This is a genomic window from Ramlibacter sp. G4-7 (genome assembly GCF_057784995.1).
This window is the reverse complement of sequence record NZ_JBYNTT010000009.1, coordinates 183273-197368: the sequence shown is the minus strand read 5'-3', so window position 1 is coordinate 197368 and position 14096 is coordinate 183273. Positions and strand designations below refer to the sequence as shown.

10 protein-coding genes and 1 tRNA gene are annotated in these 14096 nt (G+C 70.3%); 9 read left to right on the top strand and 2 right to left on the bottom strand.

Annotation, left to right across the window (positions count from 1 at the left end; genetic code table 11):
- Positions 1 to 17: 17 nt before the first annotated feature.
- Complete coding sequence (locus AC3EGR_RS14525; protein ID WP_488547202.1) at positions 18 to 2804, bottom strand: decarboxylase; 2787 nt, start codon at positions 2802 to 2804, stop codon at positions 18 to 20.
- Positions 2805 to 2997: 193 nt separating this feature from the next.
- Between AC3EGR_RS14525 and AC3EGR_RS14520 the strand changes: the two genes are divergently transcribed.
- The 5 genes from AC3EGR_RS14520 to AC3EGR_RS14500 all read left to right on the top strand — a co-directional run bounded on the left by AC3EGR_RS14520 (position 2998) and on the right by AC3EGR_RS14500 (position 10034).
- On the top strand, positions 2998 to 3558 hold the full coding sequence (locus AC3EGR_RS14520) for a DUF3302 domain-containing protein (protein WP_488547201.1): 561 nt from the start codon (positions 2998 to 3000) through the stop codon (positions 3556 to 3558).
- Entirely contained in the window at positions 3558 to 4775 is a 1218-nt protein-coding gene (locus tag AC3EGR_RS14515; protein ID WP_488547200.1) for an HlyD family secretion protein, read from the top strand. Before AC3EGR_RS14520 ends, AC3EGR_RS14515 begins: the two co-directional genes overlap by 1 nt.
- Complete coding sequence (locus AC3EGR_RS14510) at positions 4775 to 6163, top strand: efflux transporter outer membrane subunit (protein ID WP_488547199.1); 1389 nt, start codon at positions 4775 to 4777, stop codon at positions 6161 to 6163. Before AC3EGR_RS14515 ends, AC3EGR_RS14510 begins: the two co-directional genes overlap by 1 nt.
- 126 nt (positions 6164 to 6289) lie before the next feature.
- Entirely contained in the window at positions 6290 to 9334 is a 3045-nt protein-coding gene (locus AC3EGR_RS14505; RefSeq protein WP_488547198.1) for an ATP-binding protein, read from the top strand.
- A 10-nt stretch (positions 9335 to 9344) separates the two neighbouring features.
- A complete protein-coding gene (locus tag AC3EGR_RS14500; RefSeq protein ID WP_488547197.1) occupies positions 9345 to 10034 on the top strand; it encodes a redoxin domain-containing protein in 690 nt (229 codons plus the stop codon).
- Positions 10035 to 10054: 20 nt separating this feature from the next.
- On the opposite strand, the gene AC3EGR_RS14495 is transcribed toward AC3EGR_RS14500, so the two are convergent.
- Positions 10055 to 10128: transfer RNA gene (locus AC3EGR_RS14495), tRNA-Gly, on the bottom strand.
- An 88-nt stretch (positions 10129 to 10216) separates the two neighbouring features.
- On the opposite strand from AC3EGR_RS14495, the gene AC3EGR_RS14490 reads away from it, so the two are divergent.
- The 4 genes from AC3EGR_RS14490 to dctP all read left to right on the top strand — a co-directional run bounded on the left by AC3EGR_RS14490 (position 10217) and on the right by dctP (position 14057).
- Positions 10217 to 10987, top strand: coding sequence for a DUF3047 domain-containing protein (locus tag AC3EGR_RS14490; RefSeq protein ID WP_488547196.1), 771 nt, complete (start codon positions 10217 to 10219; stop codon positions 10985 to 10987).
- A gap of 193 nt (positions 10988 to 11180) precedes the next feature.
- Positions 11181 to 11699, top strand: coding sequence for a TRAP transporter small permease (locus AC3EGR_RS14485; protein ID WP_488547195.1), 519 nt, complete (start codon positions 11181 to 11183; stop codon positions 11697 to 11699).
- The gene (locus tag AC3EGR_RS14480) at positions 11696 to 12994 is read left to right on the top strand and encodes a TRAP transporter large permease (RefSeq protein WP_488547194.1); all 1299 of its coding nucleotides are present in this window, start codon (positions 11696 to 11698) and stop codon (positions 12992 to 12994) included. Before AC3EGR_RS14485 ends, AC3EGR_RS14480 begins: the two co-directional genes overlap by 4 nt.
- A 28-nt stretch (positions 12995 to 13022) precedes the next feature.
- Positions 13023 to 14057, top strand: a complete 1035-nt coding sequence (gene dctP, locus AC3EGR_RS14475; protein ID WP_488547193.1) for a TRAP transporter substrate-binding protein DctP — start codon at positions 13023 to 13025, stop codon at positions 14055 to 14057.
- Positions 14058 to 14096 lie beyond the last annotated feature (39 nt).

Here is a 14096-nt window from a genome sequence, read left to right as displayed (position 1 = left end):
TTGGGTGGATAGGTTGACTACAGGTCGCTTCCAGCGCCCTTCTTCCCCCGCTTGCCCAGGGACTCGGGCTTGAGCAGCTTGAGTCCCAGGGATGCGTCGTACCCGTGGATCTCCTTGACGTCCAGCTTGCGCATGAACGTGATGGTGTCCGCCTCGATCACCTGCCCGGGCACCATGATCGGGAAGCCGGGCGGATACGGGATGACGAAGTTGGCCGAGACCAGCGGCGGCCCCTTGCGGATGCGCTCGTCGATCTGCGGGTCGTTCAGCTTGATGTGGTCGCAGTCCTGTGCGCGGTAGGCCGTGAAGAAGGCTGCGCGCATGTGGCCCTGCGACGTGCCGGCCTCGACGTTGTCGCGGAAGGCGTCGTGGAAGCGGCTGAAGTTCGGCAGGTCGGGCACGTCCTCCATCAGCGACTTCACCCGCGCCTCGAAGGCCGCCTTCTCGGCGGGGTCGGCCTCCTTCAGGCGCTGGTCCACGTCGCGGGCCACGTCGGCCAGCACCTTCAGCAGGTGGGCGATGTCGCTGCGCGTGTTGTTGATGTTGGTCTGCACCAGGATCGAGTTGCGCGAGGTCTTGTTGATCTGCACGTCGTACTTGCTCGCCAGCAGCCCCTTGAACTGGGTGCCGTCGAAGCCGGCGCGGCCGGTGACGATGGTCAGGCGCGTCGGGTCGAGCGCGAACTCGTCCTCCTGCCAGGCGTGGATCACCTGGTCCCAGGTGGAATTGGGGCGACCGTAATCCTCCACGCCGGAGGCGCGGTATTCCCTGGGCACCATCTCGCCGGGCGTGAGGATGCGGAAGTACTTGGAGATCAGCGGGTGGTTGTTCACCTGGCGGCGCAGGTCCAGCGAGAGGTCGATGGACGACATCACCAGCTCGTAGCCTTCCAGCTCCATCTGCCGGCGCGCGAGGTCCAGCGAGGCGATGATCTGCTGGTTCGGCGAGGTCGAGGTGTGCGTGTAGAACGCCTCGTGGAACTGCTCCTCGATCTCGTGGAAGTCCTGGTCGCGCACGAAGACCATGGAGCCCTGGCGCAGCGCCGACATGGACTTGTGCGTGGAGTTCGCCTGGTACACGCGGATGCGCGCCTTGTCCGGATCGGGCAGCAGCCGCGTCTCCAGCAGGGTGGGATCCGCCGGATCCAGGTCGGCGCCGACCTTGCCCTTCATGGACTGCTTCCATTCCTCGTAGCGGGTGCGGTAGGCGGCCGACGGCAGCATCTCCTCCAGCGCGGCGGCGGCCCCCATGGCCGTGCGCATGCGGTGGAAGGGCGAGAAGCGGGCGAAGCCGAACCAGGCCTCGTCCCACAGGAAGATCAGGTCCGGCTTGATCGCCAGGCACTCCTCCATCACGCGGCGGCAGTTGTACATGTGGCCGTCGAAGGTGCAGTTGGTCAGGTCCAGCATGCGGACCTTCTCCAGGTTGCCTTCGGCCTTGAGCGTCAGCAGCGCCTGCTTGATGGTGCGCAGCGGCACCGCCCCGTACATGGAGTACTCCACCATCGGGAACGCTTCCACGTACAGGGGCTGCGAGCCCGCGAGCACCAGGCCGTAGTGGTGCGACTTGTGGCAGTTGCGGTCGATCAGCACGATGTCGCCGGGCCGGCAGACCGCCTGCACGATGATCTTGTTGGACGTCGACGTGCCGTTGGTGCCGAAGAACACCTTGTCGGCGCCGAAGGCGCGCGCGGCCTTCTCCTGCGCCTCCTTGATGTTGCCGGCCGGGTCCAGCAGGCTGTCCAGCCCGCCGGTGGTGGCCGACGACTCGGCCAGGAACAGGTTGGCGCCGTAGAACTGGCCCATGTCCTTGATCCAGTTCGACTTGAAGATCGACTTGCCGCGCGCCAGCGGCAGCGCGTGGAAGGTGCCGATGGGCCGCGCGGCGTACTTCTTCAGGTTGTCGAAGAAGGGCGTGGCATAGCGCTCGCTCACCCCGGCCAGGATGCTCAGGTGCAGCTCCATCAGCTCCTCGACCTCGTAGAACACCCGGCGGACCAGCCGGCTCTGCTCGCTGGTCGCCGCGTCCTCCACGCCGCGCTCGCTCACCAGATAGATGTCCATCTCGGGGCGGATCTTCTTGATGGCCGATGCCAGCTTCAGGCCGTAGCTGCTGGGCATGCCGTCGTCCTCGATCTGCGCGTAGCGCCGGATCAGGTCGCCCAGCGCCGGCAGCGCGTGCCGCGACTTGAACTGGAAGCCGTCGTAGATGACGGCGGCCTGCAGGTTGGTGTTGACGATGGCGGCGACCACCGCATCCTCGAAGCTGGAGGTCTGCACCGGCTCGTAGGTGAACGGGTCCTCCGGCCGGCGCAGCCGGCGCAGCTCGCGCTGGGAGGAGTTGGTGGTGCTGCGCGTGATCTCGGGAGCGACGGTCAGCAGTTCGAAGTAGGGCTTGTACGTGCCTTCGGTGAAGCCGGGCGGCAGGCGGTCCGCCAGGCTGGTTTCGGTCTCCTCCTCCAGCACCCAGGCGGTGGGATCGCGGCGGAACGCGCCCGAGAAGATGGTGCTCTTGATGCGGTGCACGGCGCTCGTGAACGCCTGGCCGTCGCCGCCGGCGAGCAGGTCGCGCAGCGAGTGCATGAGCACGGCGCCCGGATAGGCCCAGTAGTGCTCCAGCGGCTCCAGTCCGTCGAGAATGCCCTGGATCTCGGCCAGGAGTTTCTCGCTGTTGCCACGGCCGGATCCGTAGGCCTCGGCACAGGACTCCAGGCGGCTCCAGCGGTCACGCCGCGCGTCGGTGGCGGAAAAGAAATCGGCGAGCGTCAGCTCGCTGGGCTTGTCGGCGGCTCTTTCACGGGCCATGGGACCTCCGGGGAAAAACGGGCACGCACTGCGGACTGCAGAGTGCGGCCAGCGTACGCGCCGCCCCACCGCGGGCGCATGGGGGAAAGGGGCAAAGCCTGCCGTTTCGTCTCCGTAGGCCTAAAGGGCAATTCCTCGATGCACAGGCGTGCGGCACCCTCCGCCACGCATTACCCCGACTGCGGAGCACCTCATGAATCTGCGACGCGCCCTCGCCTGGGCGGCGCTGCTGACGCCGCTGGCGGCACGCGCGTCCTTCCTCTCCGGAGAAGCCCTCGACACGGCGGCCGACGTGCTGTCGTGGGTGGTCCTGGTCATCGTGCCGGTGATAGCGATCGGCCTGTTCTGGATCGTGCACATCCTGCCGGAGAAGATCGCCGAGAAGCGCCACCACCCGCAGAAGGACTCGATCCACGTGCTGTGCCTGCTGTCGCTGTTCTTCGGCGGCATGCTCTGGCCCCTTGCCTGGCTCTGGGCGTACACCAAGCCGGTGGCGCACCGCGCGGCGTACGGGACGGAGAAGCACGAGGACTACTACCTCGAACTCGGCGAGCTCGCCACGGCCGGCGCGATGCCGCCCGAGCAACTGATGCACCTGCGCGCCGAGCTTGCCGCGATGGAGGCGAAGGGTCCCCTGTCCCCCGAGCTGCGCCGCCTGGCGGACCGCCTGGACACGATGCCCGCCGCCAACGCGCCCGCGGTGCTGCCGGTGCCTGAGCCACGCGTGGTGCAGGCCGCCGGAGGGAGTCGCTGATGGACGCACTCATCCTGGGCCTGTACGCCTTCGTCGTCTGGCTGATCTTCTTCAAGTTCAAGTGGCTGCCCTGGAACACGACCTCCCAGGTGATCACCATCACCATCCCGATCGTCGGCATGACGGTGCTGATCCTGCTGCTCAACGTGGCGGCGCCCTCCTCCAACGACGTGCGCGTCATCAAGTACGTGGTGAACATGTCGTCCGACCAGCGCGGCCGCATCCTGGAGGTTGCGGACGGCAACAAGCCGCTGCGCAAGGGCGACGTCCTGTACCGCGTCGACCCCACGCCCTACAAGCTGCAGGTCGCCGCGCTGGAGGCGCAGCTGGCCAACACGGTGGGCAGCAGCCGCGAGCTGGAGGAACAGCTCGCCGGGGCCGCCGCCCAGGTGTCGCAGAGCACGGCCGCCATCGAACAGGCGACCCAGCGCGTGAGCCAGGCGAAGGCGGACCTCGATCTCGCCACCAAGCGCGTCGAGCAGAACCGCGAGCTGGTGGCCAAGGGGGCCGGCAACCGCTTCGACCTCGAGCAGGCCGAGACCAACTTCCGCAACGCGCAAAGCGCGCTCGACAGCGCACGCAGCGCCGAAGCGCAGTCGCGCAGCGCGCAGGGACAGGCCTTCGCGGCCGAGCGCCAGATCCGCCAGCGCATGGGGGCCAAGTCCAACGGCGAATGGGCGCAGATCGCGCAGATCCGGGCCGAGCTGGAGAAGGCGCGCTACGAGCTCACGCAGACCGTCGTGTACGCGCCGGCGAACGGCACGCCGGTGAACGTGCAGCTGCGCCCCGGCGCCCTGGTCACCGTGCTGGCGAACATGCCGGCGCTGACCTTCGTGGAGGACGAGTTCACCGTGGTGGCCCTGTACCACCAGAACGAGCTGCACCAGGTGAAGGCGGGAGACGAGGCCGAGATCGTGCTGGAAACGCTGCCCGGCGAAATCATCAAGGCCAAGGTGGACTCCATCATCTGGGCACAGGGCCAGGGCCAGTCGTCCGTGAGCGGCACGCTGCCGCAGACGGGCGTGGCGCCGCCGCCGCCCGGCCGCTTCCCCGTGAAGCTGACCGTGGACCCGAAGTACCGCGACGTCTTCTTCGCCGCCGGCGCCCGCGGCAATGCGGCCATCTACACGCAGCGCATGGAGGCGATCCAGATCCTGCGCAAGGTGCTGCTGCGCATCGACACCAAGATCAACTACCTGATCCTGAAGCTGCACTGATGGACCGCCCCGCCCTGCGCCGCCTGCCGCTTGCGGCCGCTTGCGCCGCCCTCGCCGCCGGCTGCGCGCTGGCGCCGCCGCCCGACGCGACGGAGGTCCGGTCGCAGGCGCTGCCGAACACGCAACTCCCCGAGCGCTGGACCGGTGGGCCGACGCTGCCCGGGCCGGTGGGCAACGGGTGGCTGTCGCAGTTCCAGGACGCGCAGCTCGATCGCCTGATCGCCGAAGCGGTCGCCTACAACCCCGACCTGCAGATCGCGGCGGCGCGCGTGGAAGCGGCCGAGGCGAGTGCGCGTGTGGCGGGAGCGGCCTTGTACCCCCAGCTCAACCTCGCCGGCCACGGCGGCGGCAAGGCGGGCGGCGACGGCAGCGGCGTGGCGGGCATCGGCCTGTTCGCCAGCTGGGAGCTGGACCTGTGGGGCAAGGTGCGCGCGCAGCGCGCGGCGGCGCGGGCGCAGTACGAGGCGACGGCCCTCGATGCGGTGTCCGCGCGCGAGTCCATCGCGGCGCTGGTCGCCAAGAGCTGGTTCATGGCGCGCGAGGCCGCGGTGCAGCGGGCCATCGCCGGCGACATGATCCAGTCGGCGCAGACGCTGGTGGACCTGTCGCGCGACCGGGTGCGCATCGGCCGGTCCGACGAACTGGAAGTGAGCCAGGCGGAGGCCAGCGCCCTCGCCTACCGCGACGTGCAGTTGCAGGCGGAGGTGGCGCGCACGAACGCGCTGCGCGCCATCGAGATCCTGGCCGGGCGCTACCCCTCGGCGACGGTGGATCCGGGCATCACGCTGCCGGCGCTGCCCGGACCGGTGCCCGCCGGCCTGCCTTCGGAGCTGCTGGAGCGCCGGCCCGACGTGCGCGCCGCCGAGCGCCGCGTGGCCGCCGCCTTCTACCGCACCGAGCAGGCCAAGGCGGCGCGGCTGCCGACCATCTCGCTCACCGCCAGCGTCAGCACCATCACCAGCGACATCTTCGTGCTCAAGGAGCGCGACAACCCGGTGTGGGGCCTGGGCGGGACCATCCTCGCACCCATCTTCAACGCCGGCGCGCTGCAGGGACAGGTGGACGTGCGCAGCGCCGAACAGAAGGCCGCCGTCGCCGACTACGGCCGCATCGGCTCCCGCGCCTTCGGCGAGGTGGAGGGCGCGCTGTCGCAGTCCTTCAACCTGGACAACCGCGCCGACGTGCTCACGCGGGCCGTGCGCGCCAACGAGTCCGCGCTGGGCTATGCGCGCACGCGCTACGACGTGGGCAGCGGCGACTTGCGGGGGGTGCAGAACCAGTTGCTCGCACTGCACGCGGCGCGCTCGACGCTGGCGCGCGTGCAGGGGGAGCGGCTGATCCAGCGGGTGAACCTGCACCTGGCGCTCGGGGGTGGCTTCGAGCCCTGAGCCACGGGCCTGGCTCGCACCGCCACTTCGCCGCCCGTGGCCTGCCCTGCCTGCGGATTCGATGCGGCGGCGGAATTTGCTTTCTGCCCCAGGTGCGGGCAGCGCCTGGCAGTGCCGCCCGCGCAGATGGAGCCGGACCGCCGGCCGGTCACCGTCATGTTCGCCGACCTGTCGGGCTTCACCACGCTGAGCGAATCGCTGGATGCCGAAATCGTGCGCGCGCTGCAGACGGAACTCTTCGCGGAAATGTCGGCCACCATCCAGCGGCTGGATGGTTTCGTCGAGAAGTTCGTCGGCGACGCGGTACTGGCCGTGTTCGGCGCGCCGGTGGCGCACGACGAAGACCCCGAGCGCGCCGTCAATGCCGCCATGGCGCTGCACGAGCGGGTGGCCGCGCTCAGCGCGCGCTGGTTGCCGCGCATCGGCCGGCCGCTGGAGCTGCACGTCGGCATCAACACCGGCCCGGTGGTGGCGGGACACATCGTCTCCGACCCCACGACCTACTCCGTGACGGGCGATACGGTGAACACCGCGGCACGGCTGCAGTCCGCGGCCGGGCCCGGCGAGACGGTGGTGAGCGGCGCGACCTGGCTGCTGACGCAACATGCCTTCGCCTTCGAGCCGCTGGGCGCGCTGCCGCTCAAGGGCAAGGCGCAGCCGACGCAGGCCTACCGCGTCGCCGGCGCGCTGCAGGGGACGAAGGCCGTGCGGGGCCTGCAGGCGCATGGCCTGGCGACGCCGCTCGTGGGCCGCGACGCGGAGCTGCAGGCGCTGCAGCGCGCGTTCGACGCCATGCGCGCCGGACGCACGCAACTGGTCAGCCTGGTGGCCGAAGCCGGCACCGGCAAGAGCCGGCTGCTGGCGGAGTTCCTGGCGCGGCTGCAGGGCCGCGATGCGCTGGCGGACGTGACCGTGCGCACGGCCGCCTGTTCGTCGCTGGGCGAGCGCGCCTACGGCGTGCCCGCCGCCTGGCTGCGCGACGCCTATGGCCTGTCCGGGCAGGAGCCGCTGGCGCAAGCGCAAGGCAAGATCCTGGCGGCGCTCTCCACGCTGGGCGTGGGCGAACACGAGCTGCAGCTGGTGGCGCAGCACCTGGGCTATGTGCTGGGCCTGGACACCGACGATGCGCGGGCGCGCATCCTCGACCCGGAGCAGCTGAAAAGCCAGATCTTCGCAGCGGTGCACGGCGTGGTCGACCGCCGCTTGCAGCAAGGCCCGCTGGTGCTGGTGGTGGAGGACCTGCACTGGACCGACGCCGCCTCGCTCGACGTGCTGCGCTACCTGCTGGAGCGCGCGCAAGGCCGGCCCTTGATGCTGCTGGTGACCCTGCGCCCTTCGCCCGCGCTGGATGCGCTGGCGCGGGGAAGCGCCGCCACGCACACCGCGATCGCGCTGCAGGCGCTGTCGGCGCAGCAGAGCACGGCGCTGCTGGACGGCCTGTTCGGCAGTTCGCGCCCCACGCTGCCGCAGGACCTGCGCCAGCGCATCGTCGCGCGTGCCGGAGGCAACCCGCTGTTCCTCGAAGAGATGGTGCGTGCCCTGCTCGCTGCCGGCGTGCTGCAAAGGCAGGACGACGGCTGGCGCTTGCACGACGGCACGCCGGACGTGCAGGTGCCGCTGACCATCCACGGCCTGCTGCTGGGCCGCATCGACCGGCTGGCGCTGCCTGCCCAGCAGACCTTGCGCGAAGCGGCGGTGATCGGGCCGACCTTCGGCGAAACCTTGCTGCGCGAGATCGCCAGCGCGCGCGGCGCGACGCTGGCGGCGGCCCTGGACACGCTGGTGGACGACGGGCTGCTCTCCGAGCTGCCGACGCCGCCCGGTGCAGCCGCCACGCTGGCGGAGCGGCAATTCCGCTTCCGCCACGGGCTGTTCCAGGAAGTCGCCTACCAGGCGCTGCTGGTGAGCCGGCGCACCGAGCTGCACCTGCGCATCGGCGAGGCGCTGGAACGCCACGGCGGCGGGGCGCCACGGCAATCGGAGCAGCTGCAGGCCCTGGCCCACCACTTCCGGCTGGGCGCGGACCCGCAGCGCGCCGTGCACTACCTGGTGGCGGCCGGCGACTGGGCCCGCGCCACCTATGCCAATGCCGACGCCATCCAGCACTACGCGCACGCGCTGGAGATGCTGGGCGACGGCGGTCGTGGGCAGGCGCGCGGGCTGGCCGTGCGCGAACGGCTGGCCGACGTGCTGGCTCCCGCCGGCCGCCTGGCCGAGGCGACGCAGCACCTGGAAGCGGTGCGCGAAGGCCATGCGCGCGCCGGCGACCGCCTGGCGCAGGCGCGCGTGCTGCGCAAGACCGCCACGCTGCGCTGGGAAGCGGGCGAGCGCGACGCGGCCGGCCACTGCCTGGCGGCGGCTCTCGCACTGCTGGACACCGCCGAAGCGCAGGTGGAGCTGGCCTGGGTGTACCAGATGCTGGGCGAGCTGGCCTTCCGCAACGGCGACAACGCCGGGGCGCTGGAGTGGACGCAGCGGGCGCTGGACCACGTCGAGCGCACGGCAGCCACCGGCGAGGACGCAGGCGGCCGCGCCGCCGTGGCGATGGCCCTCAACGTGCAGGGCGTGGCGCTGGCCCGCCAGGACCGGCTGGAGGAGGCGGTGGCGCGCCTGGAGCAGAGCGTGGCGGTGGCGCGCGGTGCCGGCCTGCCGCAGGCGGAATGCCGGGCGCTCGCCAACCTGGGTGTCCTGTACAGCTCGGGCGACCCGCAGCGCGCCATCGAGGCCTGCGAGCGCGGGCTGCAGACGGCGCAGCGCATCGGCGACCTCGGCCTGCAGTCGCGCCTGTCGGCCAACCTGGCGGTGGCCTACTGCACGCTGACCAACCGGTGCGACGAGCGCGGCATGGCCGCGGCGCACGAGGCCATCCGCATCGACCGCAGCACCGGCCAGCTGGACCACCTGGCCGTGTCGCTGGTGGTGCTGGCGCAGATCCACCAGTGCCACGGCGACCCGGCGCGGGCCCTGCTGCACTACCAGGAAGCCCTGGCGCTGGCCGAGAAGTCGGGCGAACCGCAACTCCTGTTTCCATGTTACGACGGGCTTGCGACCCTGCACCTGGATGGCGATGATGCCGAATCGGCCGCGCGCTACATGGCGCTGGCCCGGACCACCTGCGAGCGCGCGGGGCTGGACCCCGATGCGCTGATCGTGCTGCCCTACCTGGCCTAGGAGGAACAACATGCGAAACGCCGACCATGTGCTGCAACCGGGCGAAGCCGCGCCCGACTTCCGGCTGCCGGCCGTCAACCGCGACGGCGAGGTGTCGCTGGCCGACTACCGGGGCAGGAACGGCACCTACCTGGCCCTGTTCCGCGGGCTGCACTGCCCCTTCTGCCGCCGGCAGATCGCGGGGCTGGCCGGCATGCGCGAGAAGCTGGCGCAGGAGGGCGTGGAGGTGATCGCGGTGGTGAACACGCCGGCGGAGCGCGCCCGCCAGTACTTCCAGTACCGGCCCACGCCCGTGGTGCTGGCTGCCGACCCCGGCGTGGAGACGCACCGGGCCTTCGGCCTGGGCGAGACCGAAGTCCTGCCCGACGACACCGACCCGGGCAAGCTGGCGTGGCCCAGGACCGGCACGCTGGCGCAGGTGATGGCGGTGACCACCGATGCCGGCGGCGAACTGCCCGCCCCGACCGGCTTGTTTGCCGCGATGGAGACGCTCAACGCCAAGGACGGTTTCGAGATGACGGCGGCCGACCAGCATTCGGCCACGGCGCACGGGACGCTGGCGGTGGGGCAGTTCCTGATCGATGCCGGCGGCACCATCCGCTGGACCTTCGTCGAGGCACCGGACGGCCCCGAGCAGCTGGGCCGGATCCCGAACGCGGAGGAAGTGCTGGCCGCGGCGCGGGCGGCGCGGGTGCACTGAACGCAGGGGAATTCGGGGAGTGGAGCGGGCGATGGGAATCGAACCCACGTCTTGAGCTTGGGAAGCTCAGGTCCTGCCATTGAACGACGCCCGCGGGACAGCGGCGATTCTACGGGATTCGGATCGGAACAGCCCCGGTCCGCGTGCCGGTTCCGGTGGGCACGAAGCGAAGGGGAACAGCGATGGACCTTCCCTCGACTCCGCAGGCAGGCAGGCCGGCCGGCTGGCCAGGCTGGACCGCGGCGTGCCTGGCCCTGCTCCTGTCGGCGCCGGCCCTGCCCGCCCCGGAGGAAGCACCAGGAATCGTCTTTTCCTCCGCCCAGCCTGATGCGGCTTTGCCGGCTGCCTGGAAGAACCTGCCGGTCGTCAAGGGCAAGGCGAGCACGCAGTACACGCTGGTGCGCGATGGCGACACCACGGTGCTGCAGGCGGTCGCGGACCATTCCGCGTCGGCCCTGATGCACGAGGGCAATGTCGACCTGGCCCGCACCCCCGTCGTGGCGTGGCGCTGGAAGGCGGAGAAGCCGGTCGCGGGCGCCGACAACAGCGTCGCGTCCCTGGAAGATGCGCCGGCGCGGCTGGTGTTCCTGTTCGCGGGAGACAAGGCCAGGCTGCCGCTCAAGGACCGCGTCAGCCTGGACATCGCAAGCCACCTCGGCGGGGAGGAGGTTCCCTATGCCACGCTGATGTACATCTGGTCCACCACCGCCGCGCCGGGCACTGTCATCCCCAATCCGCGCACCGGCCGCGTCCAGATGATCGTGGTCTCCGGCCAGCCCGGTCATGCAGGGGAATGGCAAAGCCTGCGCCGCAACATCGTGCAGGACTACGAGAAGGTCTTCCACGAAGCGCCGGGACGCATCACCGCCTATGGCGTGCTGACGGACACGGACAACACGCGCGGCACGGCCCGCGCGTGGTACGGGGACATACAGTTCCTGGGCGGGCCGTGAGGACGGGCTGGCAGGACGTACCGGAAAGATGTAGCGGGTTTTGCGCACGGGACCGCCGGTGCGCGCGCTCTAGAATCCATCCCAAACCATAAGCAGTGCCGGGGACCCACGTGAGCGCCCGCGCGCGAACCGTGGCGGGCCCGGCTGCCGCGGGCGTGCGCGCCTTCCCTTGCGCAGTCGTCCCCCGATCCAGATGCCCCAACCCACCGAAACCGGCCACCCGCTGCCGGAGCCGGGCGAGCCCGACGAGGCCACCCGCGTGCCCCTTGCCATCGAAGACTGGCTCACCGTGATCGTGATGGGGCTGCTGGCGCTCATCACCTTCGCCAACGTCCTCGCGCGCTACTTCACGGACCAGTCCTTCGCCTGGACCGAGGAGTTCTCCGTGTTCCTGATGATCGTGCTGGCCATGGTGGCGGGCTCGGCGGCGGTGGCGCGCAACGCCAACATCCGCATCGAGTTCTTCGCCGACAGCGGCTCGCCCGCGCGGCAGCGGGCGCTGGCGCGCTTCGGCGCCTTGATGGTGTTCCTGCTGTTCGCGCTGATGGCCGTGCTGTCCATGCGCACCCTGTACGACGACATCCGCTTCGGCGAGACCTCGCCGGGCATCGGCGTGCCGCAGTGGTGGTACACGGTGTGGCTGCCGGTGCTGTCGGTGGCCATCGCCGGCCGCGCCCTGGGGCTGTTCTTCCGCCGCGGTCGCCAGCCATGATCGCGACGCTGCTGTTCGTGGCCTTCCTGGCCATGCTGTTCCTGGGCGTGCCGATCGGCGCCGCCTTGGGCCTGGCGGGCGCCGCCTGCATCGCGCTGGCCAATGCAGGCACGCAGTGGTTCGGGCTGCTCGCCGTGCCGCAGAACTTCTACGCGGGCCTGGGCAAGTACCCGCTGCTCGCCATCCCGATGTTCGTGCTGGTCGGCTCGATCTTCGACCGCTCCGGCGTGGCGCTGCGGCTGGTGAACTTCGCCATCGCGATCGTCGGCCGCGGACCCGGCATGCTGCCGCTGGTGGCGATCGGCGTGGCGATGTTCCTGGGCGGCATCTCGGGCTCGGGTCCTGCCAACGCCGCTGCGGTGGGCGCCGTGATGATCGCCGCGATGACGCGTGCCGGCTACCCGAAGTCCTATTCGGCCAGCGTGGTCGGCGCGGCGGCCGCCACCGACATCCTGATCCCGCCCTCGGTGGCCTTCATCGTGTACTCGGTGCTGGTGCCGGGCGCGTCGGTGCCGGCGTTGTTCGCGGCGGGCATGATCCCCGGCGTGCTGGCCGGCCTGGCGCTGATGGTGCCGGCCGTGTGGATGGCGCGCCGGCACAAGATGGGCGAGGCCGAGGCCACGCTGCCGCGGCCGCCCTTCTGGCGCAGCCTGCGCGACGCCACCTGGGGCCTGGTGGCGCCGGTGCTGATCCTGGGCGGCATGCGCGCGGGCTGGTTCACGCCCACCGAGGCCGCGGTGGTGGCGGTGTTCTACGGGCTGTTCGTGGGCATGGTGATCCACCGCACGATCCGGGTCCGCGACTTGTTTCCCATCCTGCGCGAATCGGGCGAGCTCTCGGCCGTGATCCTGCTGGTGGTGTCGCTCGCGGGCATCTTCGCCTACTCGCTGTCCACACTGGGCGTGATCGACCCGATCACCCGGGCGATCGTGAATTCGGGCCTGGGCGAATACGGCGTGCTGGCGTTGCTGATCGTGATGCTGGTGACCGTGGGCATGTTCCTGGACGGCGTGTCGATCTTCCTGATCTTCGTGCCGCTGCTGCTGCCCATCGTGCAGTACTACCACTGGGACCCGGTGTGGTTCGGCGTGATCCTCACGCTGAAGGTGGCGCTGGGGCAGTTCACGCCGCCGCTGGCGGTGAACCTGATGGTGTCCTGCCGCATCGCCGGCGTGCCGATGGAGAGCACGGTGCGGTGGGTCGGGTGGATGCTGGCGTCCATGGCATTGGTCATGGTCATGGTCATCGCGTTCCCGCCGCTGGCGACGTGGTTGCCGCGCGTGCTGGGGTATTGATCTGGTTTTTTCTGAAGGAGACGTTTCGATGAAGTTCCGCCGCACCCTGCTGGGGCTGGCCATGGCCGCAACGGCCCTCGCGTTCACGCAAGGCGCCATCGCGCAGGGCAACTACAAGGCCGAATACAAGATGTCGCTGGTGCTGGGCCCGCCCACGCCCTGGGGCATGTCCGGCAAGATCTGGGCCGACCTGGTCAAGGAGCGCACCCAGGGCCGCATCAACATCAAGCTGTACCCCGGCGTCTCGCTGATCCAGGGCGACCAGACGCGCGAGTTCAGCGCGCTGCGCCAGGGCGTGATCGACATGGCCGTGGGCTCCACGATCAACTGGTCGCCGCAGATCAAGGAACTGAATCTGTTCTCGCTGCCCTTCCTCACGCCCGACTACGCCGGCCTCGATGCGCTGACGCAGGGCGAGGTGGGCAAGAAGGTCTTCGCCGCGGTGGACAAGGCCGGTGCGGTGCCGCTGGCCTGGTCCGAGAACGGCTTCCGCGAGCTGACCAACAGCAAGAAGGCCATCCGCACGCCGGCCGACCTGAAGGGCATGAAGATCCGCGTGGTCGGCTCGCCCCTGTTCTCCGACACCTTCACCGCCCTCGGCGCCAACCCCACGCAGATGAGCTGGGCCGACGCGCAGCCGGCGCTGGCCAGCGGCGCGGTGGACGGGCAGGAGAACCCGATGTACCTGTACACCATGCTGAAGATGCACACGGTGGGCCAGAAGTACATCACCACCTGGGGCTACATGGCCGACCCGCTGATCTACGTGGTCAACAAGGACGTTTGGAACTCCTGGACCCCGGCCGACCGCGAGATCGTGCGCCAGGCAGCCGTCGACGCGGGCAAGCAGGGCATCGTGCTGGCGCGCAAGGGCCTGGTCGAGGCCGACAAGCCGCTGATGAAGGAAGCCGCGGCGAACGGGGCGACGGTGGTGAACCTGAGCGCCGCGGAGCGCGAAGAGTTCGTCAAGGCGACGCGCCCCGTCTACGCGAAGTGGAAGAACACCATCGGCGCCGACCTGGTGAACACCGCGGAAAAGGCGATCGCGGGCCGCGGCAAGTAAGGCCGTCCGCCGGGCGGCCCCGCACCCGGCCCGGCCCGG

Excerpts from the sequence above, each read along its gene's own strand:
- AC3EGR_RS14480 (WP_488547194.1), top strand. The coding sequence starts at position 11,696 with ATGATCGCGACGCTGCTGTTCGTGGCCTTCCTGGCCATGCTGTTCCTG.
- AC3EGR_RS14490 (WP_488547196.1), top strand. The coding sequence starts at position 10,217 with ATGGACCTTCCCTCGACTCCGCAGGCAGGCAGGCCGGCCGGCTGGCCA.
- AC3EGR_RS14500 (WP_488547197.1), top strand. The coding sequence starts at position 9,345 with ATGCGAAACGCCGACCATGTGCTGCAACCGGGCGAAGCCGCGCCCGAC.
- AC3EGR_RS14520 (WP_488547201.1), top strand. The coding sequence starts at position 2,998 with ATGAATCTGCGACGCGCCCTCGCCTGGGCGGCGCTGCTGACGCCGCTG.
- AC3EGR_RS14505 (WP_488547198.1), top strand. The coding sequence starts at position 6,290 with ATGGAGCCGGACCGCCGGCCGGTCACCGTCATGTTCGCCGACCTGTCG.
- AC3EGR_RS14515 (WP_488547200.1), top strand. The coding sequence starts at position 3,558 with ATGGACGCACTCATCCTGGGCCTGTACGCCTTCGTCGTCTGGCTGATC.
- AC3EGR_RS14510 (WP_488547199.1), top strand. The coding sequence starts at position 4,775 with ATGGACCGCCCCGCCCTGCGCCGCCTGCCGCTTGCGGCCGCTTGCGCC.
- AC3EGR_RS14485 (WP_488547195.1), top strand. The coding sequence starts at position 11,181 with ATGCCCCAACCCACCGAAACCGGCCACCCGCTGCCGGAGCCGGGCGAG.
- dctP (WP_488547193.1), top strand. The coding sequence starts at position 13,023 with ATGAAGTTCCGCCGCACCCTGCTGGGGCTGGCCATGGCCGCAACGGCC.
- AC3EGR_RS14525 (WP_488547202.1), bottom strand. The coding sequence starts at position 2,804 with ATGGCCCGTGAAAGAGCCGCCGACAAGCCCAGCGAGCTGACGCTCGCC.